The sequence below is a fragment of the Streptomyces sp. AC512_CC834 genome, from assembly GCF_019049325.1.
Lineage (GTDB): Bacteria > Actinomycetota > Actinomycetes > Streptomycetales > Streptomycetaceae > Streptomyces.
The window spans coordinates 21,655-47,339 of record NZ_JAGMUO010000043.1 but is presented as its reverse complement, the minus strand read 5'-3'; the positions used below and the strand labels follow the sequence as shown (position 1 = coordinate 47,339).

Annotated in this window: 19 protein-coding genes; 10 read left to right on the top strand and 9 right to left on the bottom strand. The window is 71.3% G+C overall.

What is annotated here, in order from left to right; genetic code table 11:
• Positions 1–127 precede the first annotated feature (127 nt).
• Positions 128–700: a GNAT family N-acetyltransferase gene (locus KUM40_RS17525; protein ID WP_217166921.1), complete on the bottom strand. Its 573-nt coding sequence runs from the start codon at positions 698–700 to the stop codon at positions 128–130.
• 280 nt (positions 701–980) lie between these two features.
• Between KUM40_RS17525 and secA the strand changes: the two genes are divergently transcribed.
• Positions 981–3,833 carry a preprotein translocase subunit SecA gene (secA, locus tag KUM40_RS17520; RefSeq protein WP_217166920.1) on the top strand — a complete coding sequence of 951 codons (2,853 nt, stop codon included), beginning with the start codon at positions 981–983 and terminating at the stop codon, positions 3,831–3,833.
• Positions 3,834–3,909: 76 nt separating this feature from the next.
• On the opposite strand, the gene KUM40_RS17515 is transcribed toward secA, so the two are convergent.
• A complete protein-coding gene (locus KUM40_RS17515) occupies positions 3,910–4,920 on the bottom strand; it encodes an Rv3235 family protein (RefSeq protein WP_308401176.1) in 1,011 nt (336 codons plus the stop codon).
• Between the two features lie 335 nt (positions 4,921–5,255).
• On the opposite strand from KUM40_RS17515, the gene KUM40_RS17510 reads away from it, so the two are divergent.
• The 3 genes from KUM40_RS17510 to KUM40_RS17500 all read left to right on the top strand — a co-directional run bounded on the left by KUM40_RS17510 (position 5,256) and on the right by KUM40_RS17500 (position 11,994).
• Positions 5,256–5,771: a hypothetical protein gene (locus KUM40_RS17510; protein ID WP_217166918.1), complete on the top strand. Its 516-nt coding sequence runs from the start codon at positions 5,256–5,258 to the stop codon at positions 5,769–5,771.
• 46 nt (positions 5,772–5,817) lie between these two features.
• Positions 5,818–6,489: an HAD family hydrolase gene (locus KUM40_RS17505; protein WP_217166917.1), complete on the top strand. Its 672-nt coding sequence runs from the start codon at positions 5,818–5,820 to the stop codon at positions 6,487–6,489.
• 522 nt (positions 6,490–7,011) lie between these two features.
• The gene (locus KUM40_RS17500; protein WP_217166916.1) at positions 7,012–11,994 is read left to right on the top strand and encodes an NAD-glutamate dehydrogenase; all 4,983 of its coding nucleotides are present in this window, start codon (positions 7,012–7,014) and stop codon (positions 11,992–11,994) included.
• 71 nt (positions 11,995–12,065) lie between these two features.
• On the opposite strand, the gene KUM40_RS17495 is transcribed toward KUM40_RS17500, so the two are convergent.
• The 4 genes from KUM40_RS17495 to KUM40_RS17480 form a co-directional block, all read right to left on the bottom strand.
• Positions 12,066–13,778, bottom strand: coding sequence for a glycosyltransferase family 2 protein (locus KUM40_RS17495; RefSeq protein ID WP_217166915.1), 1,713 nt, complete (start codon positions 13,776–13,778; stop codon positions 12,066–12,068).
• The gene (locus KUM40_RS17490; protein WP_217166914.1) at positions 13,775–16,069 is read right to left on the bottom strand and encodes a CDP-glycerol glycerophosphotransferase family protein; all 2,295 of its coding nucleotides are present in this window, start codon (positions 16,067–16,069) and stop codon (positions 13,775–13,777) included. The genes KUM40_RS17495 and KUM40_RS17490 overlap by 4 nt, the downstream gene beginning before the upstream one ends.
• Positions 16,070–16,193: 124 nt before the next feature.
• Positions 16,194–17,114: an ABC transporter ATP-binding protein gene (locus KUM40_RS17485; protein ID WP_217166913.1), complete on the bottom strand. Its 921-nt coding sequence runs from the start codon at positions 17,112–17,114 to the stop codon at positions 16,194–16,196.
• Positions 17,107–18,042: an ABC transporter permease gene (locus KUM40_RS17480; RefSeq protein ID WP_217166912.1), complete on the bottom strand. Its 936-nt coding sequence runs from the start codon at positions 18,040–18,042 to the stop codon at positions 17,107–17,109. Before KUM40_RS17480 ends, KUM40_RS17485 begins: the two co-directional genes overlap by 8 nt.
• A 195-nt stretch (positions 18,043–18,237) precedes the next feature.
• On the opposite strand from KUM40_RS17480, the gene KUM40_RS17475 reads away from it, so the two are divergent.
• Together KUM40_RS17475 and KUM40_RS17470 are read left to right on the top strand one after the other, a co-directional pair.
• Positions 18,238–18,873 (top strand): TetR/AcrR family transcriptional regulator, encoded by a 636-nt coding sequence (locus KUM40_RS17475; protein ID WP_217166911.1) that lies wholly within the window; start codon positions 18,238–18,240, stop codon positions 18,871–18,873.
• 68 nt (positions 18,874–18,941) lie between these two features.
• Entirely contained in the window at positions 18,942–19,361 is a 420-nt protein-coding gene (locus KUM40_RS17470) for a nuclear transport factor 2 family protein (protein ID WP_308401175.1), read from the top strand.
• Between the two features lie 20 nt (positions 19,362–19,381).
• Here the strand turns inward: KUM40_RS17470 and KUM40_RS17465 are convergent, their stop codons facing one another.
• Positions 19,382–19,930 carry a hypothetical protein gene (locus KUM40_RS17465; RefSeq protein WP_217166910.1) on the bottom strand — a complete coding sequence of 183 codons (549 nt, stop codon included), beginning with the start codon at positions 19,928–19,930 and terminating at the stop codon, positions 19,382–19,384.
• 68 nt (positions 19,931–19,998) lie between these two features.
• Positions 19,999–20,595, bottom strand: a complete 597-nt coding sequence (locus KUM40_RS17460; protein ID WP_217166909.1) for a GNAT family N-acetyltransferase — start codon at positions 20,593–20,595, stop codon at positions 19,999–20,001.
• A 173-nt stretch (positions 20,596–20,768) separates the two neighbouring features.
• Between KUM40_RS17460 and KUM40_RS17455 the strand changes: the two genes are divergently transcribed.
• The 4 genes from KUM40_RS17455 (at position 20,769) to KUM40_RS17440 (ending at position 24,655) form a co-directional block, all read left to right on the top strand.
• Positions 20,769–21,899: an NAD(P)/FAD-dependent oxidoreductase gene (locus tag KUM40_RS17455; RefSeq protein WP_217166908.1), complete on the top strand. Its 1,131-nt coding sequence runs from the start codon at positions 20,769–20,771 to the stop codon at positions 21,897–21,899.
• 472 nt (positions 21,900–22,371) lie between these two features.
• Positions 22,372–23,604, top strand: coding sequence for an RNA-guided endonuclease TnpB family protein (locus tag KUM40_RS17450; RefSeq protein ID WP_217166907.1), 1,233 nt, complete (start codon positions 22,372–22,374; stop codon positions 23,602–23,604).
• Positions 23,605–23,648: 44 nt separating this feature from the next.
• Positions 23,649–24,221, top strand: coding sequence for a DinB family protein (locus KUM40_RS17445; protein WP_254395258.1), 573 nt, complete (start codon positions 23,649–23,651; stop codon positions 24,219–24,221).
• A complete protein-coding gene (locus KUM40_RS17440; protein WP_217166906.1) occupies positions 24,218–24,655 on the top strand; it encodes a glutaredoxin domain-containing protein in 438 nt (145 codons plus the stop codon). Before KUM40_RS17445 ends, KUM40_RS17440 begins: the two co-directional genes overlap by 4 nt.
• A 10-nt stretch (positions 24,656–24,665) precedes the next feature.
• Here the strand turns inward: KUM40_RS17440 and galE are convergent, their stop codons facing one another.
• Entirely contained in the window at positions 24,666–25,646 is a 981-nt protein-coding gene (gene galE / locus KUM40_RS17435; RefSeq protein ID WP_217166905.1) for a UDP-glucose 4-epimerase GalE, read from the bottom strand.
• Positions 25,647–25,685 lie beyond the last annotated feature (39 nt).

Here is a 25,685-nt window from a genome sequence, read left to right as displayed (position 1 = left end):
TCTCCAGACTCGAACGAGGGCTCACCCGCGACGACGATCTGGCCCACGCCTACCGCGACTGGATCCAGACCGCTTGACAGCAATAGGAGCATCAGTGGACCCGGGCCGCGGCTGCGGCTGCCGCCCCCTAGGGCCGGGGGGCCGGCAGGTACGGGGCCGTGGACGGCAGGGAGAGGTCCGAGGGGAGGAGGGAGCCGATCCAGCAGTCGCGGCGCACGCCCTTGTTGTTGATCGCGGAGCGCAACGTGCCCTCCATGGTGAAGCCCGCCCGTTGGGCCACCGCGCGGGAGGCCGTGTTGCCGACCTCGGCGCGCCACTCCACGCGGTCGATCGCCCGCTCGGCGAAGGACCAGCGGGAGGCGGCGACGGCGGCCTCCGTGACGTACCCCCGGCCGCGGTGCTCCTTGGTGCCCCAGAACCCGATCTCGCCGGCGCCCAGGGAGATCATCGTGACGCCGAGCATGCCCACCAGGTCCCCGGCGGGGAGGAAGAGGCCGAAGGTGAACATCGAGTCGTTGGCCCAGCCGTCCGGGACCATCTGCTCGGTGAAGCCCCGGGCGTGCTCCGGGAGGTAGGGCGAGGGGATCGTCGTCCAGCGCTGGATGTCGGGGTCCCGCGCGGCGGCGTACACGGCCTCGGTGTCCTGGGGGCCGACCGTGCGCAGGACCAGACGGTCGGTGGTGAGCGTGACGGGTTCCATCGGCCGATTCTGCGCGGTGCCCCGTGGCCAACGCCATCTTTTTGCCATGCGTGAACAAGCGGTCACTTTTCGTGCAATTCGCCGGAGGGCGCGGCACCATCCGCGGGGCCCGGACGTTGAACCCGATGACAGCAGACAGGGAAGCTGGATGTAAGGAGTGGACGGTCCCCGTTGCGGCAGGCCTCCCGGGGCGGCGGGGTCCTCGCATACGATGGCCGTTGCTCAGTCCGTCACAGGAAACCGACCGTCCCAGGCCCGACCGGCAAGGAGACCAAGCCCCGTGTCCGTCCTCTCGAAGATCATGCGTGCAGGCGAAGGCAAGATCCTGCGCAAGCTGCACCGCATCGCGGACCAGGTCAACTCCATCGAAGAGGACTTCGCTGACCTCTCCGACGCCGAGCTGAGGGCCCTCACCGATGAGTACAAGCAGCGCTACGCCGACGGTGAGAGCCTGGACGACCTGCTGCCCGAAGCCTTCGCCACCGTCCGGGAGGCCGCCAAGCGCGTCCTGGGCCAGCGGCACTACGACGTGCAGGTGTCGGGCGGCGCGGCCCTGCACATGGGCTACGTGGCCGAGATGAAGACCGGTGAGGGCAAGACCCTCGTCAGTACGCTGCCCGCCTATCTCAACGCCCTGTCCGGCGAGGGCGTGCACATCGTCACGGTCAACGACTACCTGGCCGAGCGCGACGCCGAGACGATGGGCCGCGTCCACAAGTTCCTCGGCCTGTCCGTCGGCTGCATCCTCGCCAACCAGACGCCGGCCCAGCGCCGCGAGATGTACGGCTGCGACATCACCTACGGCACGAACAACGAGTTCGGCTTCGACTACCTGCGCGACAACATGGCGTGGTCCAAGGACGAACTCGTCCAGCGCGGCCACAACTTCGCCATCGTCGACGAGGTCGACTCCATCCTCGTGGACGAGGCCCGTACACCGCTGATCATCTCCGGCCCGGCCGACCAGGCCACCAAGTGGTACGGCGACTTCGCCAAGCTGGTCACCCGCCTGAAGAAGGGCGAGGCAGGCAACACCCTCAAGGGCATCGAGGAGACCGGCGACTACGAGGTCGACGAGAAGAAGCGCACCGTCGCCATCCACGAGCCGGGCGTCGCCAAGGTCGAGGACTGGCTGGGCATCGACAACCTCTACGAGTCGGTGAACACCCCCCTCGTCGGGTACCTGAACAACGCCATCAAGGCCAAGGAACTCTTCAAGAAGGACAAGGACTACGTCGTCATCGACGGCGAGGTCATGATCGTCGACGAGCACACCGGCCGTATCCTCGCCGGCCGCCGCTACAACGAGGGCATGCACCAGGCGATCGAGGCGAAGGAAGGGGTGGACATCAAGGACGAGAACCAGACCCTCGCCACGATCACCCTCCAGAACTTCTTCCGCCTCTACAAGCGCCACGACCACAACGACAAGGAACAGCCCGGCCTGTCCGGCATGACCGGTACGGCGATGACCGAGGCAGCCGAGTTCCACCAGATCTACAAGCTCGGTGTGGTGCCCATCCCGACCAACCGGCCGATGATCCGCGACGACCAGTCGGACCTGATCTACCGCACCGAGGTCGCGAAGTTCGAGGCGGTCGTCGACGACATCGAGGAGAAGCACCGCAAGGGCCAGCCGATCCTCGTCGGCACCACCTCGGTCGAGAAGTCCGAGTACCTCTCGCAGCAGCTCAGCAAGCGCGGCGTCCAGCACGAGGTGCTGAACGCCAAGCAGCACGACCGGGAGGCGACGATCGTCGCCCAGGCGGGCCGCAAGGGCTCCGTCACGGTGGCCACGAACATGGCCGGCCGCGGTACGGACATCAAGCTCGGCGGCAGCCCCGAGGACCTCGCCGAGGCGGAGCTGCGCCAGCGCGGCCTCGACCCCGAGGAGCACATCGAGGAGTGGGCCGCGGCCCTGCCCGCCGCGCTGGAGCGCGCCGAGCAGGCGGTCAAGGCGGAGTTCGAAGAGGTCACGGACCTCGGCGGCCTCTACGTCCTGGGCACCGAGCGGCACGAGTCGCGGCGCATCGACAACCAGCTCCGCGGTCGTTCCGGCCGCCAGGGCGACCCCGGCGAGTCCCGTTTCTACCTCTCCCTGGGCGACGACCTGATGCGGCTGTTCAAGGCCCAGATGGTCGAGCGCGTGATGTCGATGGCCAACGTCCCCGACGACGTGCCGATCGAGAACAAGATGGTCACGCGCGCCATCGCCTCCGCCCAGTCGCAGGTCGAGACGCAGAACTTCGAGACGCGTAAGAACGTCCTGAAGTACGACGAGGTCCTCAACCGCCAGCGCGAGGTCATCTACGGGGAGCGCCGCCGCGTTCTGGAGGGCGAGGACCTGCAGGAGCAGATCCAGCACTTCACGAACGACACGATCGACGCGTACGTGCAGGCCGAGACCGCCGAGGGCTTCCCGGAGGACTGGGACCTCGACCGGCTGTGGGGTGCCTTCAAGCAGCTCTACCCGGTGAAGGTCACCGTCGAGGAGCTGGAGGAGGCGGCCGGCGACCGCGCCGGGCTGACCGCCGACTACATCGCGGAGTCCATCAAGGACGACGTCCAGGAGCAGTACGAGGCGCGGGAGACGCAGCTCGGCTCGGAGATCATGCGCGAGCTGGAGCGCCGGGTCGTCCTCTCGGTCCTGGACCGCAAGTGGCGCGAGCACCTCTACGAGATGGACTACCTCCAGGAGGGCATCGGCCTGCGCGCGATGGCGCAGAAGGACCCGCTGGTCGAGTACCAGCGTGAGGGCTTCGACATGTTCCAGGCCATGATGGAGGGCATCAAGGAGGAGTCCGTCGGCTACCTGTTCAACCTGGAGGTCCAGGTCGAGCAGCAGGTCGAGGAGGTTCCGGTCGAGGACACGGCGCCGTCGCTCGACAAGGGCGCGCAGGACGCGGTCCCCGCCCAGGCGGGCGCCCGTCCGGAGATCCGCGCCAAGGGACTCGACGCTCCGCAGCGCCGGGACCTGCACTTCTCCGCGCCGACCGTGGACGGCGAGGGCGGTGTCGTCGAGGGCGAATTCACCGACGGCGAGTCCGGGCAGGCCCAGTCCGACGGGTCCGACGGGCTCACGCGCGCGGAGCGCCGCAAGCAGGCCAAGGGCGGACGGCGCCGCAAGAAGTGACGGTGCGGTGCCTGCGGGCGCCGTAGCGGTGGGAAGGGCCGGTCACCCGCGGGTGACCGGCCCTTCGCCGTCGGGTTCAGTCGTCGTCCGCGTGCGGCCTGCGGGGGCCGCCCAGTTCCACCGCCGTGCAGCGCCAGCGCAGGTCCCGGCCCTGCTCCAGACGGAAGGCCATGGCGCGCAGCCGGTCGCCCGCACCGATGCGGGCGAAGACCTCGAGGGCGCCCGGACGGGGCTCGAAATAGCCGATGTCGCGGACGACGGGGAGGGCGCCGCGGGTGCGCAGGGGGCCGCGTTCGGCGAGGTGGGCCAGGTCGTCGTAGGCGCGGCCGACGGTGTGGCGGAGCATCGAGTGGACGGGACGCCGGCCACTGAGCACGCCGAGGAGTAGCTCGGCGAAGCGGTCGGTGGGGCGCAACTGCGGGACGGGGCGGCGAGGGGTCTGGGCGGGGACGAGAGGCGCCGCGGCGGGCCTGGCGGGCCGAGGGACCGCCGGTGCGGTCGGGCGCGCGGTGGGGGCCGTGGCGGGGTTCGTGGCGGGGTTCGCGGTGTCGTTGGCGGCGGGCGCCGGGGCGAAGACCGCGGAGGGGCCCGGGGTGAGGGCCGTGAGGGAGGTGCCCGCCGACGTGACCGGTCCCGTCCCGGTGCCCCGGCCCGGACCGGCCGTGGGCGGACGGGTGTCCGCCGGTCGCGTACGGGCCCGCCGGGACCGGCCGGGGGAGCCCGGCGGACGCCCACCGGGCGCCGCGGCACGCGCCCCACGTGCGCCCGGCCTGCGGGGCGGCACACCGCCGGGCTCGCGGGGCGGGACGTCGGCGGGGTCGGTAGCCATCGGAACGAGCCCGTACGGGCGCGGCACCGGGCCGCCGCCGGGCATGGGGAGCGGGGCGTCGGCGGGTTCGCCGCCGGGGGTGCGGGGCGGTACACGGCCGGGTTCGCCGCCGGGGGTGCGGGGCGGTACACGGCCGGGTTCGTGGGACGGGTCGCCGCCGGGCGTGCGGGACAGGGCGCCGCCGGGTTCGCCGGGCGGGGGCGGGGTGAGTGGGTCGTTCGGTGTGTGGAGGGGTGGGCGGAGCTGGGTCCTGGTCATGACCTTGTGCATGGGAGTCCCCGTTCGTCGGCCCGGGTGATACCGGACAGTAACTTTGCGGTCGGGGATCTTGTACGGGTAGCGGGGGCCGTGAGGCAAGGAGGCCGGCGGCCGGGTCGCGGGGGTCGGGATGTTCACCTATCAGAGTGACCGGGGCGGTGGGAGAGCCCGGGATGGAGAGGGTGGGCCGGGTGAATTCCGGGCCCGGAGTGGACGTGTCGGGCGCCCCGGGTGGGGACTCGAAAGGGGACACCCGCACGTATCCTGAAGGCTCTCCCGCCCCGGACGCCGCCGAGCGCTCCGGCGGCGTCCCCGACCAAGAAAGCGGCAGACTCATGCGCGTCTACGTCCCCCTGACCCTGTCCGGCCTCGCCGAGGCGCACCGGACGGGAGAGCTGGGGACCGGGCCGCTAGTCGCCCATGCCGTCACGCCCGCGCTGCGCGAGTGGTACCTCTCGGACGACATCGAGGAGCTGGAGTATGCCGCCCTGAACCGGGCCGCGCTGGCCTCGCTGAGGCTGCTCGCGGCCGACTCCGGCGCGGCGCGGCGCCGGGTCGTGGTCGCCGCCGACGTACCCGACGGCGCCGTCGCGGCCGACCCGGACCGGGGGGCCGATCCGGCGGCGCCGGGCGAGGTGCGCCTCGCCGGGCCCCTGCCGCTGGCCGAGGCGGCCTCGGTGCACGTCGACGCGGCCGATGCGGAGGCGGACGTGACGGCCGCGGCCGAGGCCCTCGCGGCGGCGGACGGCGGGGACGACGACGCCCGGTTCGTCGTGGACGGCGCGGAGGACCACGAGCTGCTGTGGTACGCGACGCAGGAGATCCCCGGCCTGGTGGGACCCGGTCGGTGACACCGCGGCGCCTTGATTGTCAGTGGCGGCGGGTACGTTTTCGGGCATGGGGATGCAGACGGGCGCACACATCGTGTGGGACTGGAACGGCACGCTGTTCCACGACAACGACGCGATCATCGGCGCGACGAACGCGGCGTTCGCCGAGCTGGGGATGACGCCGATCACGCTGGAGCAGTACCGGGCGCTGTACTGCGTGCCGGTGCCGAAGTTCTACGAGCGGCTGATGGGGCGGCTGCCCACCGACGCCGAGTGGGAGGTCATGGACGCGACCTTCCAGCGCCACTACACCGAGCAGCGGGGCCGGTGCCGGCTCGCCGAGGGCGCGACGGAGCTGCTCACCGGGTGGCGCTCGGCGGGACGCAGCCAGTCGATCCTCAGCTTGTACGGCCATGACGAGCTGGTGCCGCTGGTCAAAGGGCTCGGGATCGAGGCGCACTTCATACGCGTCGACGGGCGGACGGGGCCGTCCGGCGGCAGCAAGGCCGAGCACATGGTGCGGCATCTCGCGGAGCTGGCACTGGCCGGGGTGGAGCCCGCTCGGACCGTGGTGATCGGGGACGCCGCCGACGACGCGGTCGCCGCGCGGCACGTCGGAGCGGGAGCGGTGCTGTACACCGGGGGGTCGCACGGCCGGGCCAGCCTCGAGGAGGTCGGGGTGCCGGTGGTGGACACGTTGGGGGAGGCCGTGAAGGTGGCGGAGGGACTCGCGGCGTGACGGCGCCGCGGGCCGTGCCCCTCGGCCGGGTCGTAGCTGCGCGGGTCGTAGCTGTGCCGGTCGAAGCTGTGCGGAACGTAGCTGTGCGGGTCGAAGCTGTGCGGAACGTCCAAGTTGTGGGCCCGGTTTTGTACACATGCGGCCCGTGACGGGGGGCCCGTGCGGGGCGATAGCCTTGTGGCGTGATCAGCGCGATAGTTCGCGGGGGCACTGTTGCCCCTGCCCTGCGCCCGGCACACACGGACCACATCCGTGTCCGGGCGGCGGTCGCTGATCCTCGCGGGCGGGACGGGGCATCCAAGGCCCCCGGTACGGCGCCGCGCACTCCCCGGACGGTGACGGCGAGAGCGATGTCACACCCGGCGGAAGCGGCGACATTGGCTGATATGCCCCCGCTCTTCTCACCTTGCGGCATAGCGTCGGAGCAGACCGGACATCCCGTGTCCCGACGTCATGCCGGAAGGCAGGAGACCGTACTTCCTTCTACGTCACGCAACGGCGCGCGACAGGAGTCAGAGGACAATGCAGACCAAGCTGGACGAAGCCAGGGCCGAGCTGCTCGAAAGGGCCGCGCGGGTAGCTGAGAACAGCCCGGTCGGGGGGCACCTACCGACCGGGACGACGGGCGAGGGAACTCCGGGCACCCCGGACTCCCCGGACGGCACCCCGGACGCTCCGGACGGCTCCCCGGACTACGCGTCCGTGTTCGCGTTCCTCCAGCGCTACTACCGGCACACCGCCCCGGAGGACCTTGCCGACCGCGACCCGGTGGACGTCTTCGGAGCCGCCGTCTCGCACTACCGGCTCGCCGAGAACCGCCCGCAGGGCACGGCGAACGTCCGGGTGCACACCCCGACGGTCGAGGAGAACGGCTGGACGTGCAGCCACTCCGTCGTCGAGGTGGTCACCGACGACATGCCTTTCCTCGTCGACTCCGTGACCAACGAGCTGACCCGCCAGGGCCGCGGCATCCACGTCGTCGTCCACCCGCAGATCGTGGTGCGGCGCGACATCGCCGGCAAGCTCGTCGAGGTGCTCACCGGCCCGCCCGCCGCCGACCTCCCGCACGACGCGCACGTCGAGTCCTGGATCCACGTCGAGATCGACCGCGAGACCGACCGCGGTGACCTGAAGCAGATCACCGCCGACCTGCTGCGCGTCCTGAACGACGTCCGCGAGACAGTCGAGGACTGGGGCAAGATGCGGGACGCGGCCGTCCGCATCGCGGAGCGGCTGGCGACCGAGGCCACCCCCCAGGACCTCCCCGCGCGGGAGCTGGAGGAGGCCGGCGAGCTGCTGCGCTGGCTGGCCGACGACCACTTCACCTTCCTCGGCTACCGCGAGTACGAGCTGCGCGAGGACGACTCCCTCGCCGCCGTCGCGGGCACCGGCCTCGGCATCCTGCGCTCCGACCCGCACCACGCGACCGACGAGAGCCACCCCGTCAGCCCCTCCTTCGAGCGGCTCCCCGCCGACGCCCGGGCCAAGGCCCGCGAGCACCGGCTGCTGGTGCTGACCAAGGCGAACAGCCGGGCCACCGTGCACCGGCCGTCGTACCTCGACTACGTCGGCGTCAAGAAGTTCGACGAGAACGGCAACGTCGTCGGCGAGCGGCGCTTCCTCGGCCTGTTCTCCTCCGCCGCCTACACCGAGTCCGTCCGCAGGGTGCCGGTCGTGCGGCGCAAGGTGGAGGAGGTGCTGGCGCGGGCCGGTTTCTCACCCAACAGCCACGACGGACGGGACCTGCTCCAGATCCTGGAGACGTACCCGCGCGACGAGATGTTCCAGATGCCGGTCGAGGAGCTGGAGCCGATCGTCACCTCCGTGCTCTACCTCCAGGAGCGGCGCCGTCTGCGCCTCTACCTGCGCCAGGACGAGTACGGCCGCTACTACTCGGCTCTCGTCTACCTCCCCCGCGACCGCTACACCACCGGTGTCCGGCTGCGGATCATCGACATCCTCAAGGAGGAGCTCGGCGGCATCAGCGTCGACTTCACCGCCTGGAACACCGAGTCGATCCTGTCCCGTCTGCACTTCGTGGTCCGCGTCCCGCAGGGCACCGAGCTGCCGCAGTTGTCCGACGCCGACAAGGAGCGCATCGAGGCCCGCCTCGTCGAGGCCGCCCGCTCCTGGGCCGACGGATTCGGCGAGGCGCTGACCGCCGAGGTCGGCGAGGAACGCGCCGCGGAACTGCTGCGCCACTACGGCGGCGCCTTCCCCGAGGGCTACAAGGCCGACCACGGTCCGCGCTCCGCGGTCGCCGACCTCGGTCACCTGGAGCGGCTCGACGAGAAGAAGACCTTCGCGCTGAGCCTGTACGAGCCGGTCGGCGCCGCCCCCGAGGAACGGCGTTTCAAGATCTACCAGAAGGGCGGCCAGGTCTCCCTGTCGGCCGTGCTGCCGGTGCTCAGCCGACTCGGCGTCGAGGTCACCGACGAGCGGCCCTACGAGCTGCGCTGCGTGGACCGCACGACGGCCTGGATCTACGACTTCGGCCTGCGCATGCCCAAGGCGGTGGCCGGCGGCGCCGACTACCTCGGCGACGACGCCCGCGAGCGCGTCCAGGACGCCTTCGCCGCCACCTGGACCGGCAAGGCGGAGAACGACGGCTTCAACTCCCTCGTGCTCAGCGCCGGTCTGACCTGGCGCGAGGCCATGGTGCTGCGCGCGTACGCCAAGTACCTGCGGCAGGCCGGCTCCACGTTCAGCCAGGACTACATGGAGGACACCCTCCGCAACAACGTCCACACCACGCGCCTGCTCATCAACCTGTTCGAGGCCCGGATGGCGCCGGAGCGGCAGCGCGCCGGCCGCGAGATCGTCGACGCCCTGCTCGAAGAGGTCGACGCCGCCCTCGACCAGGTCGCGAGCCTCGACGAGGACCGGATCCTGCGGTCCTTCCTCACCGTCATCAAGGCGACGCTGCGGACCAACTTCTTCCAGGAGGCGACCGGCGGCGCGCCGCACGACTACGTCTCCATGAAGTTCGACCCGCAGGCCATCCCCGACCTGCCCGCGCCGCGCCCCGCGTTCGAGATCTGGGTGTACTCGCCGCGCGTCGAGGGCGTGCACCTGCGCTTCGGCAAGGTCGCGCGCGGTGGTCTGCGCTGGTCGGACCGCCGGGAGGACTTCCGCACCGAGATCCTCGGCCTGGTCAAGGCGCAGATGGTGAAGAACACCGTCATCGTGCCGGTGGGCGCCAAGGGCGGCTTCGTCGCCAAGCAACTGCCCGACCCGGGCGTCGACCGCGACGCGTGGCTGGCGGAGGGCATCGCCAGCTACAAGACGTTCATCTCGGCGCTGCTCGACATCACCGACAACATGGTGGCCGGCGAGGTCGTGCACCCCGCGGACGTCGTCCGGCACGACGAGGACGACACCTACCTCGTCGTCGCCGCCGACAAGGGCACCGCGAAGTTCTCGGACATCGCCAACGAGGTCGCCGAGTCCTACAACTTCTGGCTCGGCGACGCCTTCGCCTCCGGCGGCAGCGCGGGCTACGACCACAAGGGCATGGGCATCACCGCCCGCGGCGCCTGGGAGTCCGTCAAGCGGCACTTCCGGGAGCTGGGCGTGGACACCCAGACCCAGGACTTCACCGTCGTCGGCGTCGGCGACATGTCCGGTGACGTCTTCGGCAACGGCATGCTGCTCAGCGAGCACATCCGCCTGGTCGCCGCCTTCGACCACCGGCACATCTTCGTCGACCCGGTCCCGGACGCGGCCAGCTCGTACGCCGAACGCCGCCGGCTGTTCGAGCTGCCGCGCTCCTCGTGGGAGGACTACAACACCGAGCTGCTCTCGGCGGGCGGCGGCATCTTCCCGCGCACGGCCAAGTCGATCCCGGTCAACGCGCACATCCGCGAGGCCCTCGGCATCGAGTCGGGCGTCACCAAGATGACCCCGGCCGAGCTGATGAAGGCGATCCTCAGCTCCCCGGTCGACCTGCTGTGGAACGGCGGCATCGGTACGTACGTCAAGGCGTCCACCGAGTCCAACGCCGACGTCGGCGACAAGGCCAACGACGCCATCCGCGTCGACGGCAAGGCCCTGCGGGTCCAGGTCGTAGGCGAGGGCGGCAACCTGGGCCTGACCCAGCTCGGCCGGATCGAGTTCGCGCTCCAGGGCGGCAGGCTCAACACCGACGCCATCGACAACAGCGCGGGCGTGGACACCTCCGACCACGAGGTGAACATCAAGATCCTGCTCAACGGTCTCGTCAAGGACGGCGACATGACCGTCAAGCAGCGCAACAAGCTGCTCGCCCGGATGACCGACGAGGTCGGCGCGCTGGTCCTGCGCAACAACTACGCGCAGAACACGGCGATCGCCAACGCGCTGGCCCAGTCCAAGGACATGATGAACGCCCAGCAGCGCTTCATGCGGCACCTGGTCAGGGAGGGCCACCTCAACCGGGCCCTGGAGTTCCTGCCCACCGACCGCCAGATCCGCGAGCGGCTCGGCACCGGACACGGCCTGACCGGACCGGAGACGGCCGTGCTGCTGGCGTACACGAAGATCACGGTCGCCGAGGAGCTGCTGCACACCTCGCTGCCCGACGACCCGTACCTCAAGGGCCTGCTGCACGCGTACTTCCCCACGGCGCTGCGCGAGGAGTTCCTGGAGCAGGTCGACGGTCACCCGCTGCGCCGCGAGATCACGACGACCGTCCTGGTCAACGACACGGTCAACACGGGCGGTACGACGTATCTGCACCGGATGCGCGAGGAGACCGGCGCGTCGCTTGAGGAGATCGTGCGGGCGCAGACCGTGGCCCGGGCGATCTTCCGTTCCTCCGTGGTGTGGGACGCGGTCGAGGCCCTGGACACCAAGGTCGACGCCGCGGTGCAGACCCGTATCCGGCTGCACTCGCGCCGGCTGGTCGAGCGCGGCACGCGCTGGCTGCTCAACAACCGGCCGCAGCCGCTGGAGCTGGCCGAGACGGTGGAGTTCTTCGCCGAGCGGGTCGAGCAGGTCTGGTCGCAGTTGCCGAAGCTGCTGCGCGGCGCGGACGCGGAGTGGTACCAGCACATCTACGACGAGCTGACCGCCGCCGGAGTCCCGGACGAGCCGGCCACGCGGGTGGCCGGGTTCTCCTCGGCCTTCGCGACGCTGGACATCGTGTCGGTGGCCGACCGCATGGGCAAGGAGCCGCTGGACGTCGCCGAGGTGTACTACGACGTTGCCGACCGGCTCGGCGTCACCCAGTTGAAGGACCGCATCAGCGACCTGCCCCGCACCGACCGCTGGCAGTCCATGGCCCGCGCGGCGATCCGCGAGGACCTGTACGCGGCGCACGCGTCGCTCACCGCCGACGTCCTGGCGGCGGGCAACGGCAGGTCGACGCCCGAGCAGCGGTTCAAGGCGTGGGAGCAGAAGAACGCCGCGATCCTCGGCCGGGCCCGCACCACGCTGGAGGAGATCCGCAGCTCGGACGCGTTCGACCTGTCCAACCTGTCGGTGGCGATGCGGACGATGCGGACGCTGCTGCGCACGCACGGGTGACGGCGTAGCCGTGTGAGGCGCCCCGGGCCGGTGCGGCCCGGGGCGCCTTTGTGTCCGGGTTACCCGCTGGGTCAGTGAAGGATGTTGGCTGCCAAGCGGGACGCTCTGCGTGTTCGGGGGGTGGACAGGCGGCGTATCGCCGGGCGGATCAGGGACGACGTGGTGCCCGTCGGCCGCCAGTGGATCTGGAGGCGGCCCGGGTTGTGGCCCTCCGGGCGCAGCGTGACCCGGTGCGGGGTGAGGCCGGCGCGGTAGGGGACGCGGGCCGTGAGGGGTGGGAAGGACAGGGGCGCCAGGAGGATGCCGGTGTGGGTCCGGCCCTGGTGGCGCAGGCGGAGTACGGGATGGCGTACCCCCTCGAAGCCCTGGAGGGGAAGGCGGGCCGCCGCCAGGTCCAGGCGGACGCGGCCCTCGAAGAGGCCGGGGCCGACGGGCGAGAGGCGGAAGGGCACCGTGAGCCGCCGCCGGCCGGGGGAGAGGTGGAGTACCGCGCGCTGGGGGCCGACGGGGAGGCGCAGGGCCGGGTCGTAGGTGCGGACGGTGAGGTCGACCGACGCACCGGGGCCGCGTGTGACCTCCGTGATCTCGTGCCGGAGCAGGGCGGTGAAGAACGGCCGGGTGTCCAGTTCCAGGTCCGTCAGGTCCAGCTCGCGACGGGCCTCGGGGGACCGGGGCACACCCTCGCCCCAGTACACGCGGCCGCTTTCCCCGTCCGGCGTCACCCGGCGCGGTGCCACGTCGTGGCCGAGGCCCCGGGCGGCCGTGCGGACGTCGGCGAGGCGCCGGTCACGCAGCAGTCGCAGGACGACCCGTTCGGAGCGGGGCAGCCGGGCGTAGGCGCCCTCGGCGAGCGTGTCGAGGTAGGGGTTCACCAGGTCCGCGAAGGACGCCAGCCACGCGTCGTCCCGGTAGGGGAGGTCACCGGCGTACATCCGGAAGTCGTGCTTGAGGAACTTGAAGTCCTTGTCCTCGCGCAGCGCCTCGTGCCCGCTCCCGGCCAGGAACGCGTCGATGAGGCGCTGCACGTGGACGCGGTCGCGGACGTTGGTGAGCTTGTGCCGCTGGTTGGAGATGGAGGCGGTCTCGGAGGCCGCGTACGGCGCGATGTACCAGCGGTAGACCGGCTCCGGGACGACGGTGAACGTCTTGGCCAGGCAGTACGCCTGCGCCGAGAAGAGCTGGTCCTCGTAGTGGATGCCCTCGGGGAAGCGCAGGCCGTGCCGGTCGAGGAAGCCGCGGGCGTACATCTTGCTGGTGGAGAGGTGCTCGAAGAACAGGCGCGGGTCGGCCTCGATGCCGTCCAGGGCGCGGCGCTCGGCGACCAGGTGCGGCATCCAGGTCGTACGGCGTCCGCCGTCCACGCGGACGCGGTGCACGGCGCCCATCGCGAAGTCCAGGTCGCGTTCGCGGTGGGCGGCGAGCAGGACCTCGACGGCGCGTTCGGGCAGTTCGTCGTCGCTGTCCAGGAACATCAGGTAGGGCGCCCGCGCGATATCCAGGGCGCGGTTGCGCGGGGCGCTGCACCCGCCGCTGTTCTCGGGCAGTCTCAGGTACACGATGCGCGGGTCATGGGCGGCCAGTTCGCGGGCCACCTCCTCGGTCGCGTCGGTCGAGTGGTCGTCGCTGATGACGACCTCGATGTTCGCGTGGGTCTGGCGCAGCACGGAGGCGACCGCGCGGGGGAGGCGCTCGGCGTCGTTGTAGACGATGACCGTGACGGTGACGTCCGGGATGCTCAAGGGCGGGAGCGTGGCCGTGGCCGGGCTCGTGGTGGCTGTCCTCATGACGCGGTGGCCTCCTCGGGGCTCGGCGCCGGGGTGCGGTCCTCGATCGGCAGGACCGGGGGCAGGGTCCGCTCGTCCTCGCCGAGGAAGACCCGGCGTACGACGCGTTCGGCGGCGCGGCCGTCGTCGTACTCGCAGAACCGGCGCCGGAAGGCGGTCCGTGCCTTCGCCGCGCGTGCGTCGCGCCAGGCGTCGGTGGTGAGGATCTCCGTGAGTTCCGCCTGGGTGCGGGCGACCGGTCCCGGGGCTTCGGCCATCAGGTCGAAGTAGACGCCGCGGGTGGTGCGGTACGTCTCCCAGTCGTCGGCGTGGATGACGATCGGGCGGTCGAGGTTGGCGTAGTCGAACATGATCGACGAGTAGTCGGTGACCAGTGCGTCGGCGGCCAGGCACAGCTCCTCGACGGGCTCGTAGGAGGAGACGTCGACGAGGCGACCGGTGCGGCGCAGGCCCGCCAGGGCGGCGGACGGGGAGGGAGGGGCGGACGTGGAGGAAGGGGCGGACGTGGAGGAGGGGGCGGACGGGGAGAACGGGGTGGAAGGGGCGGACGCGCTCTCGTAGAAGTAGTGCGCACGGACCAGCAGTACCGTTTCCTCGCCGAGCTGGTCGGCGAGGGCCGCCAGGTCCAGACGCGGGGTCCAGCCGGCCTCGTAGTCGCGGTGGGTGGGCGCGTAGAGGATCGCCCTGCGGCCGGGCGCGATGCCGAGCCGCTCGCGGACCGCGCGGACCTCGGCGGCGCCGGCGGTGTAGTAGACGTCGTTGCGCGGATAGCCGTGGTCGAGGGAGATGTGGCGGGACGGGTAGGCGCGCTGCCACATGCGGGTGGTGTGGCCGTTGGCGGAGACGCTGTAGTCCCACTTGTCGACGCGTTCCAGCAGGGCCTGGAAGTTCAGACCGTGCGCGGCGGCCGGGAACGGCAACTGGTCCACACCCATGCGCTTGAGCGGGGTGCCGTGGTGCGTCTGGAGATGGACGGTGCCGGGGCGTTTGACCACCGCGTCCGGGAAGTTGACGTTGTTGACGAGGTACTTGGCGCGCGCCAGCACCTCCCAGTAGCGGCGGGTGCCCGGGACGACGTGGTCGGTGCCCGGCGGCAGCAGGGCCGCGTTCGCGGCGGTGACCACCCACACCGGGTGGACGCTCGGGGCGAGTTCGGCGAGCTCGGCGGCGATCGCGGCCGGGTTGCAGGCCACTCCGCGGTTCCAGTACGCCGAGAAGACGGCGAGGTGCGGGTCGACCGGACGGGCCAGGGCCCCGCGGTACTGGAGGGCGCGCAGCCGCGTCCCGGCCCGGCGTCTGCCGGTGCGCACGGCCGACCGCACCCCGCGGCGGGCGTGGTTGGCGGCCTGGAGCGCGCGGTACTCGGTGTAGGCGCCCTCCTCCAGCAGCGACCGGCGTACGCCCTCGAGGCCGGCCGGGCGACGGTGTCCTTCGGGGCGGTGGCGCTGCGCGGTCACGGACGCCCGGCGGAAGAACTCCCGCGCCACGTCGTCCGGCATCCCGGCGCGGGCGAAGGTGCGCAGGCAGTCGCGGACCATCAGGTCGTACAGGACGGCGCGTACGGGCGGCCGGTCGGCGGCGAGGCACAGGAGCGTCTCGTAGCGGTCGACCAGCGCGTACCGCTGTGCCGGCGTGGGCGGCGGGAGGCTCTCGGGGCGCAGCCGGTGGTCCTCGTACGCGGGGTGGGGCAGGCAGGCGACGCGGTCGGCGAGCAGCAGGGCTGCGTACGCGGCGAACGGCTCGTCCTCGGTGGTGAGCAGGCGCTCGTGCGCTTGCCAGAAGCCGGCGCGCACGACGCGGTTGCCGAGCAGCGGGGTCAGGCGGAGCAGCGCCGCGCGGTCGTCGAGGGCGAGGCCCTCCTCGGCGCGGCCCGCGCGCGCGAGGCGGGGGCCGTCGGGGGAGGGCAGCCCGGAGACCCGCCAGGAACCGCGTACGTGGTCGAACAGCAGGACGTCCACCGTGTCCGGGAGGCCGGCGGCGTGCTGGGCGACGGTGTGCGGGGCGCCGGGGGGCAGCCCGTCCTTGGCGTGGACGAAGTGCAGCCACCGGCCCCTCGCCCGGGCCGCCCCCGCAGAGCGGGCCGCGGCGTCACCGGCCCCGTCCGGAAGGGGCAGCACGGTGAACGCGGGGGTGTGCCGCTCGGCCGTCTCCCGCGCCCAGTCCCCGACGGCGGCGACGATCACCTCGACGCCGGTGAGGGGGTGGGCGTCGAGGGAGTCGAGGAGCGGGGGCAGCAGGTCCTGGACGTTGCGGCCGTGGACCACGACGCTGAGGTCGGGGGTCTCGGACATGGCGGGGACTCCTTCGCCTTCGTCGCTCCCGGGGCACTCCTGTGGGTCGCTGGCTATTCGGTCATCGTGACACTAATCGGGCAAAAGGGTTAATTGTGAGTGCGCCTCCCGGGGGAGGGGGCGCTCAGATGGCCGCCTGTGCCTTGGGCGCGGGCTCGGTCTTGGGCGGGGCCTTGGGTGATGCTTTGGGTGATGCTTTGGGCGGGGCCTTGGGTTTCGCCGCCTTGTCCGGGCCGCCGGTGAACCTCTCGTACTCCTTCAGGACCTCCTCCGTCGGCCCGTCCATCCGCAGCTCACCGCGCTCCAGCCACAGCACCCGCTCGCAGGTGTCGCGGATGGACTTGTTGCTGTGGCTGACCAGGAACACCGTGCCGGCGTGCCCCCGCAGCTCGCGGATGCGTTGCTCGGAGCGCTTCTGGAAGGAACGGTCGCCGGTGGCCAGGGCCTCGTCGACGAGGAGGACGTCGTGGTCCTTGGCGGCGGCGATGGAGAAGCGCAGGCGGGCGGCCATGCCGGAGGAGTACGTGCGCATCGGCAGGGTGATGAAGTCGCCCTTGTCGTTGATCCCCGAGAAGTCGACGATTTCCTGGTACCGGTCCCTGATCTGCGCGCGGGACATGCCCATCGCCAGGCCGCCGAGGTACACGTTGCGCTCACCGGTGAGGTCGCTCATCAGGGCCGCGTTGACGCCGAGGAGGGAGGGCTGGCCGTCGGTGTAGATGCGGCCGTTCTCCACCGGGAGCAGGCCGGCGACCGCCTTGAGCAGCGTCGACTTGCCCGAGCCGTTGGTGCCTATCAGGCCGATGGCCTCGCCCCGGTACGCCACGAAGGACACGTTCTTCACGGCGTGCACCCGGCGCACGCCCGACGCCTTCTCGCTCTTCTCGCGGCGCAGGATGCGGTTGAGGGCGGCGGTCGCGGAGCCGCGGCCGGCGCCGGTGCCGTTGACCCGGTAGACGATGTCCACGCCGTCGACGACGACGGTGGGTACACGCTCGTCCGTCTGCCGGCCCGTCTGCTTGCCAGTGCTGTTGTTGTCAGCCACGACCGTAGGTCTCCTCGGCCTTCCAGAAGTAGATGAAGCCGCCGATCCCGGCGACCAGTGCCCAGCCCACCGCGAGCGCCCACACATGGGGCGGTAGCTGGCTCCCGCCGAAGGTGTCGATCAGCGCGAACCGCATCAGGTCGATGTAGACGACGGCGGGGTTGAGCTGGAGGACGGTGCCGACCCAGGACGGCAGGCCGCTGTCCGGGCCGGTCATGTGGTGGATGCTGAACATGACGCCCGAGCCGTACATCCAGGTGCGCAGCAGGAACGGCATCAGTTGGGCCATGTCGGGGATCTTGGAGCCCACCCGGGCCATGATCATCGCGACGCCCGCGTTGAACACGAACTGGAGCACCAGCGCGGGGACCGCCAGCATCCACGAGGGAGAAGGCGGCACGCCGAAGGCGAGCAGGATCACGACAAGCGCCGCCATCGAGAAGATCAACTGCTGGAGTTGCTGGAGACAGAAGGAGACCGGCAGCGCCGCCCGCGGGAAGTGCAGGGCGCGGACGAGCCCGAGGTTCCCGGAGATGGCCCGGGTGCCCGCCATGATCGAGCTCTGCGTGAACGTCCACACGAACACGCCGGTGACCAGGAACGGGACGAAGTCCTCCACGCCGCGGCTGGTGTTCATCAGCATGCCGAAGATGAAGTAGTACACCGCCGCGTTGAGCAGGGGCGTCATCACCTGCCAGACCTGGCCCAGCTTGGCCTGGCTGTACTGGGCGGTGAGCTTGGCGGTGGAGAAGGCGCCGATGAAGTGCCGGCGCGCCCACAGTTGACGGACGTACTGGGGCAGGGAGGGGCGGGCGCCGCTGACCGTCAGACCGTGGCGGGCGGCGAGGGCCGCGAGGTCGTGGCCGGCGGTGGGGGCGTCCGGGGCCGAAGCCTGCGTCGGGGGCGGTGTGTCGAGGACCTGGCTCACATCCGGTGCTTTCGCTCGGGGGAGGGAGGGCGAGAGGGCGGGAGGACGAGACGACAGGGTGACGCCCGTCGTTCACCTGAGTGACCCTGCGGGTTCACTTACGTCGGGACGGGACCGTATCGTCGTAACGTGAGCGTAGGCCGTCGCGACGCCGGAACGCAACCGTTTCGTCGTTACGCCCTATGCTTGACTCGCATGACGACCAACGCCGCCGCCTCCGACGAGCCGCCGCCGCGCCCGCGCCGCCGGGCCCCCGCCGGGGCGGCAGTGCTCCGCGAGGACGTGACGGAGGCCATCCGGGCGGCGGTCTTCGAGGAACTCGCGGGGGTCGGATACGCGCGGATGTCCATCGAGGGCATCGCGCGCCGGGCGGGCGTCGGCAAGACCGCCGTCTACCGGCGCTGGCGCTCCAAGCTGCACCTGGTCCTGGACGTGGTCTCGGCCCTCGCCGTGCAGGGGCTGCCCGCGCCCGACACCGGCTCCCTGGAGGGCGACCTGCGGCTGCTGTACGAAGTGACGTCGCGCGCCCTGCGCCACCCGGTGGCCTCGCAGGTCATCCCCGACCTCCAGGCGGAGGCGGCCCGCAATCCCGACATCGCCGAGGCGCTTCAGAAGACCCTGCGGGAGGGTCAGGACGGCGTTGCCAGCAGGATCCTCGCGGCGGCCGCGGAACGTGGCGAGCTGAGCCCCGCCCTCGACACCGACCTGGCCCTCGACCTGATCTCGGGCCCGCTGTACTGGCGCTCGGTGGTCATCCGCAGCCCGAAGCTGCCGAAGGGGTACCTGGGATCGCTGGCACGGGCCACGGCGGAGGGCCTGAAGGCGCTCTGAACCGGGACCGGACTGTCAGTGGCCCCTGCCAGGATGCACTCATGGAACCTACGGAACCCACGGAACCCATGAAGCGCTTGGAACCCGCGGCGATCGTGCGGGAGTTCTGGGCCCGCATGCAGGCCCGGGACTGGAAGGGCCTGGGCGCGCTGCTCGCCGAGGACCTGGTGGTGGAGTGGCCGGCCAGCGCCGAGCGGATCGTGGGCCGCGCGGACTTCGTGAGCGTCAACGCGGAGTATCCCGAGGGCTGGTCGATCCACGTCATACGCATCGTGGCGGACGGCGGCGACGGTGACGGTGACGGTGACGGTGACGGTGAGACCGTGGTCTCCGAGGTGGAGGTCCCGCACGACACGATGGGCGTCCACCGGGTCGTCTCGCTCTGGACGGTCCGTGACGGGCGGATCACCGGCGGCCGGGAGTACTGGACGGAGCTGGGCTCGGACCCGTCGCCGGAGTGGCGAGCGGCTTTCGTACGACCGCTCTAGCCGATGCCTCTGCCTCTGCCTCACCAGGCGGTGAGCCGGACCACCTGCGCCGCGATGTCCGGCACCGCCCGCCCGTCCGTCGGCACCCGCACCGTGCCGACGGGAGCCTCCTCGGCCAGCCGCCGCCCCATGCGCAGACTCCGCTCGATGTGAGGGCCGAGCTGCGACCCGGTCTCCCGCACGGCGAGCCGTTGCCGGACGGTGGCCTCGTCGGCGGTCAGCAGCACGCAGGTGACCCTGACCTCGTCTCCGCCCATGGCCCGCCCGATCATCGGCGCCTCGAGGATGCTCACGGTGTTGGTGTAGATCAGCCGGCGCTGTCCGAGCGCCGCGTAGTTCGCCCACACCGCGGCGAGGTTCCGCTCGGTGATCGCCGTACGGTGCGGGTCTCCGTCGGGCGCGGGATGGATCTGGTCCATGCCGTCCCCCTCGATCAGACAGTGCGCGGTCCCGGCGTCCCGCAGCAGCGCGGACACTTCCCAGCCGACGGTGCTCTTGCCGACGCCCGAGCCGCCGCCGATGAGTAACAGGTCGTAGATGTTGGCCTCGTCGGCCTCGTGGTTGTCCATGCCCGCAGTCTGAGCCGTAACCAAGGCCGCCTGCGCGGAAATACGGCTTCTCCGCGAACCACGAGGGCTCAACGCCCTGTGACAGGGCGGTTCTTGGCCGCGATCCTGGCGAGCAGGTGATCGCGAACCGTCGGCCACTCGTCCGCGAGCACGCTGTAGTAGAGCGAGTCGCGGCGCGTGCCGTCCTGGCGCACCATGTGGCTGCGCAGCGTCCCCTCGTGGACGAGACCAAGCTGGGTCAGGGCCTTCTGCGACCGCTCGTTGAGGTTGTCCGTACGCAAGGCGACTCTGGTGAGGCCGAGGGCGTCGAACGCGTGGCCGAAGAGCAGGAGCTTGGACTCGGCGTTGTAGGGGCCGCCCCAGCAGGAGCGGTCGAACCACGTCGCACCGATCTCGGCGCGGCCCTGAACCAGGTCGAGCTCGTACAGGCTCGTCGAGCCGATCACCGCTTCGTCGTCCAGGCGCTGGACGGCGAAGCACTGCCGCGCCGGATCCTCCAGCATCTGCCCGAGCATCGCCCGCATCTCCATGTGGGACGCGGGACGAGGCCTGGGCATCCACCGCCACACCTCGGGGTCCGAGGCGGAGGGAAAGAGTGCCTCGGCGTGGTCGACAGACAGTGGGATCAGGCGGACAGTCCGGCCGGTGAGGGAGTCGTCGCTCATTGCCGCACGCTAGCCCGCGCTCGCGAGAGGCTGTCCCACGGGTGGGTGTCGGTCGTCTGTCGGAGGCTGTCGGAGGTTGTCGGTCCGGTGTCGGTGGCGTGTCGGAGCGGACTGGCACCTTTCAGGAGAAGGCCGCCGGAGATCACCGGCGGCCCCGATCCCGAGGAGCCACCATGCACACGCCCGTCACCATCATCGGCGCCGGACTCGGCGGCCTCACGCTCGCCCGCGTCCTGCACGTCCACGGAATCCCGGCCACCGTCTACGAGGCCGAAGCGTCCCCCGCGGCACGCACGCAGGGCGGGATGCTCGACATCCACGACCACAACGGGCAGCTCGCCCTCGAGGCGGCCGGCCTGATGGACGAGTTCCGCGCCGTCGTCGTCGAGGGCCGTCAGACGATCCGGCTCGTCGAGCAGGACGGGACGGTCCTGCACGAGATGGCCGACGACGGCACGGGCGGACGCCCCGAGGTGCAGCGCGCCGAGCTGCGCCGCATCCTGCTCGACTCGCTCCCGGCCGGCACGGTCAGGTGGGGGCACAAGGCCAGCGGCGCCCGGGCCCTCGGGGAGGGCCGCCACGAGGTGGCCTTCGCCGACGGCGGCACCGTCGTCACGGGCCTGCTCGTCGGCGCGGACGGAGCGTGGTCGCGGGTACGGCCACTGCTGTCCGACGCCACACCCGAATACGTCGGCACGTCGTTCGTCGAGACCTACCTGTACGACGCCGACACCCGGCACCCGGCCACCGCGAAGATGGTCGGCGGCGGGTCGATGGTCGCGCCCTCGCCGGGCAAGGAGATCTTCGCCCACCGCGAGACCGGCGACACGCTGCACGCCTACGTGGCGCTGTCCAAGCCGCGGGACTGGTTCGGCGCGATCGACTTCACGGACGCCTCCGCCGCGGCCACGCGGATCGCGCGGGAGTTCGGCGACTGGGCGCCGGAACTCACCGCGCTGATCACGGACGCCGACACGGCACCCGTGCTGCGCCCGCACTACACCCTGCCCGCCGAGCACCGGTGGGAGAGGGTGCCGGGGGTGACCCTGATCGGCGACGCCGCCCACCTCGCGGGACCGAACGGCGAGGGCGCCAACCTGGCCATGCTCGACGGCGCCGAACTCGCCAAGACCCTCGCCGCCCACCCCGACGACGCCGAGGCCGCGCTCACCGAGCACGAGCAGGCCATGTTCGCCCGCGGCGCGGAGGCCGTCACCTTCGAAGGCGCCGAGATCCATGGCATCGACTCCGAGAACAACACGGCCCGCGCCATGCTCGAGATGATCACCGGGCAGGGTGAGTAGTCGGCAGCGGCACGCCTGACCCGGCCGGCCGTCCGGAGCATGTCCGCTTCACCAAGGCCGAAGATGCGTCGGCCACTGCGAGTCGACGGCCCGAGCGCTCTCCGCAGAGCGGTTCTTCGACTTCCTCGACGACCACGTCGGCCTGGCCGTCTCCTGAGTACCCACTGGGTATCCGCAGCGCAGTCGCAAGCCGACGTTTCACCTGATTCTTGTGAGGAGGCTCCGGTGTTCATGCCGGGGAGGAATCGCATCCGGGTGTTGCGACGCGGAGCGTCGCCGCAGTCCGGTTCCGGGCGCGGAGCGCCCGTACCGCTGCCGGCATGATCCAAGGCAATGCGAACACGTGTGCTTGTGGTCGCTGGTCGGGGTGGCGGTTGCGGGATCGGCGGGTGTGTGTGCGGCTGTCGTACGTATGGTCCTTCGCAGGGTCCAGGACGGCACGGTGTCCTGACCGCGGCCGTGAAGGGGCGGGATGGCGCAGGCGGGGGCAGGGGCGGGTGCGGGTGCGGAGGGCGGGCGTGCCCGGTACACGTACCGGTTGCGGGTGTCGTCGGCTGCCCGTACGGCTCTGGAGGCGGAGTGGGGCCGGTGCCGGTGGGTGTGGAACGAGTGCGTCGCGAAGTCCAGGGCCGTGCACCTGCACAACAGGGCGACCGGCGAGAAGACCACGTGCGGCCCGGCGCAGTTGGACAGGATGCTGACCGGGGCCCGCGCCTCTACGCCGTGGCTGCGGGAGGGCTCGTGCGTTCCCCAGCAGCAGGTCATCCGCGACTTCGGCCGCTCCCGTACCAAGGCGCACCAGGACATCGCCGGGCGTCTGCCTGTGGCGCGCCGGGCCGGGATGCCGACGTGGAAGACCAGGCGTGAGGCGCTGGCGACGCTGAACTACACCCGGCGCGGTTTCCGGCTGGGCGACGGCCGGCTGTATCTGGCGGGTGGCATCGTCGTGTCGGTGGTGTGGTCGCGGGAGTTGCCGGGCGAGCCGTCCTCGGTACGTGTGTACCAGGACAGTCTCGGGCACTGGTACGGCTCGTTCGTCGTCCCGGCCCAGGTCCAGCCGCTGCCGAAGACCGGCCGGGTCCTCGGTGTCGACTGGGGTGTGAAGGAGACGGCGACCACGACGTCCGACGCACACGACCTCACGCACCCCGAGTATGGCGGGAAGGCACGGGTGAGGCTGGCCCGGTACGACCGCATGATGGCCCGCCGCAGGCCGAAGAAGGGAACACGCGGGTCGAGGGGCTACCGGACGGCGAAGAAGCTGCGGGCGAAGGCCCACAAGAAGGCCGCCCGGCAGCGTGCGGACACCGGCCGCAAGTGGGCCAAGAAGGTCGTCCGAGACCATGATGCCGTAGCGGTCGAGGACTTCCGCCCCAAGTTCCTGGCCAGGACGACCATGGCCCGCAAGGCCGCCGACGCCGCCATCGGCGCCACCAAGACCGCCCTGATCGAGATGGGACGCAAACACGGGCGGGACATCCGCCTGGTCCACCCCGCGTACACCACGATGGACTGCGCGCAGTGCGGAGCGAGAGCCAAGCACGCACTGCCGCTGGGTGAACGCACCTACACCTGCACCGCCTGCGGAACCGCATCCCCCAGGGACAAGAACTCCGCACGCGTCATGCTCCTCCGGGCTGGTCTCAACCCGGCTGGTGCCGAGGGCACAAGACCTCCTGGAGCGCCGCTCCAGGAGGCAGCCTGAGCCAGGAATCCCCTCCCTTCAGGGAGGGGAGGATTCAATTCTACTTGCAGTCCGCACGCGACGCCCTGCTCTGGAAGCTCGAAGGGCTCTCGGAGTACGACATCCGCCGTCCGGCGACACCGACCGGTACCAACCTGCTGGGCCTGGTGAAGCACGCCGCCAGTGTGGAGCTGGGCTACCTCGGCGTCACCTTCGGGCGGCCGTCGGGCGAACCGCTGCCCTGGCTCGCGGACGATGCCGAGGCCAACGCGGACATGTGGGTCACCGCCGACGAGTCACGCGAGTACATCGTGGAGCTGTACCACCGGGCGTGGGCCCACGCGGACGCGACGATCGACGCGCTGGCGCTGGACACGGTCGGCAAGGTGCCGTGGTGGGCCAGTGGGAAGGACGAGGTGACGTTGCATCATGCCGTGACGCGCGTGATCGCCGACACGCACCGGCACGCCGGACATGCCGACATCGTTCGGGAGCTCATGGACGGTGCCGTGGGGATGAGGAAGGGCAATGTCGGCGTGGCGTCGGAGGATCCGGCTTGGTGGGAGACGTACCGGGGTCGGCTGGAGCAGGCGGCTCGGGAGGCCGGGCGGCGTGTGACGCCGGACCGGGTCCAGTGAGGCGGGTGTGGAGTGGGCCGGCGCTGCTCCTGGCCGCCGGAGTGGGCGTTGCGGTCGGGCTGATCGTCCAGGGCAGCCTGGGTACGGCTGTCGTGCTCCTCCTGGTGTTCGTGCTGCTGGCGGCGATGAATTCGCCCCTGGTGTTTCCCAGGTCGGTCGGTGCGCTGGAGGCGCAGCGGCGCAGTGCCGTCGACGGACGGCCGGTCGTCTTCTGGCGGCCGGGGTGCGCCTACTGCATGCGGCTGCGCATCCGGTTGGGCCGGAAGGCCACGCGGTTGTACTGGGTCGACATATGGCGGGACGAGGCCGGCGCGGAAGTGGTGCGAGCGGCCAACGACGGCAATGAGACCGTGCCCACTCTGCTCGTGGCGGGCCGGCCGTACACCAATCCCGACCCCTCGTGGGTGCGCGAGCAGGTCTCCTCGTCCCGGTGACTCCCGGGCGTCAGTCCCGCGCCGCCTCCGGATGCAGCCGTACCCAGCCCGCCCAGGCCGACGTGATCATGTCTTCGACGTCGTACTTGGCCTTCCAGGCCAGTTCGACGGCGGCGCGGTCGGCCGAGGCGACGACGCGGGCCGGGTCGCCCGGGCGGCGGGGGGTGACCGTCGGGGGCTGGTCGTAGCCGGTGAGGGCGTTGATGCGGTCGATCATCTCGCGGACGGAGACGCCCTCGCCGCGGCCGATGTTGAGGGTGAGGGTGCGGCCGGGGGAGGACTGGAGGGCGCGGGCCGCGGCCACGTGGGCCTCGGCCAGGTCGACGACGTGGATGTAGTCGCGCACGCAGGTGCCGTCCGGCGTCGCGTAGTCGTCGCCGAAGATCCGGGGGGCCGCGGACTCGGTCAGCTTCTCGAAGACCATCGGGACGAGGTTGTAGACGCCGGTGTCGGCCAGCTCCGGGCTCGCCGCGCCGGCGACGTTGAAGTAGCGCAGCGAGGCCGTGGCCAGGCCCGACGCCTTGCCGGTGGCGCGGACCAGCCACTCGCCGGCCAGCTTGGTCTCGCCGTACGGCGACATGGGCACGCACGGCGTCTCCTCGGTCACGAGGTCGACGTCGGGCATGCCGTACACCGCGGCGGAGGAGGAGAAGACGAAGGACGGGACCTCGGCCTTCGTGACCGCGTCCAGCAGGACCCGCAGGCCCTCGACGTTCTCCCGGTAGTAGTGCAGGGGCAGGTCCACCGACTCGCCGACCTGCTTCTTGGCGGCGAGGTGGACGACGCCGGTGACGGAGTGGTCGGCCAGGGCGCGCGCGACCCGTTCGCCGTCCAGGACCGAGCCCACCACCAGGGGGACGCCGTCGGGCACGCGGTCGGCGATGCCGGTGGACAGGTCGTCGTAGACCACGGCCTGCTCGCCCGCCTCGGTCATCGCCCTTACGACGTGCGCCCCGATGTATCCGGCGCCGCCGGTGATCAGCCAGGTCATTGCGGCCGTCTCCTCGTCAGTGAAGTCCGTCAGTCGGTC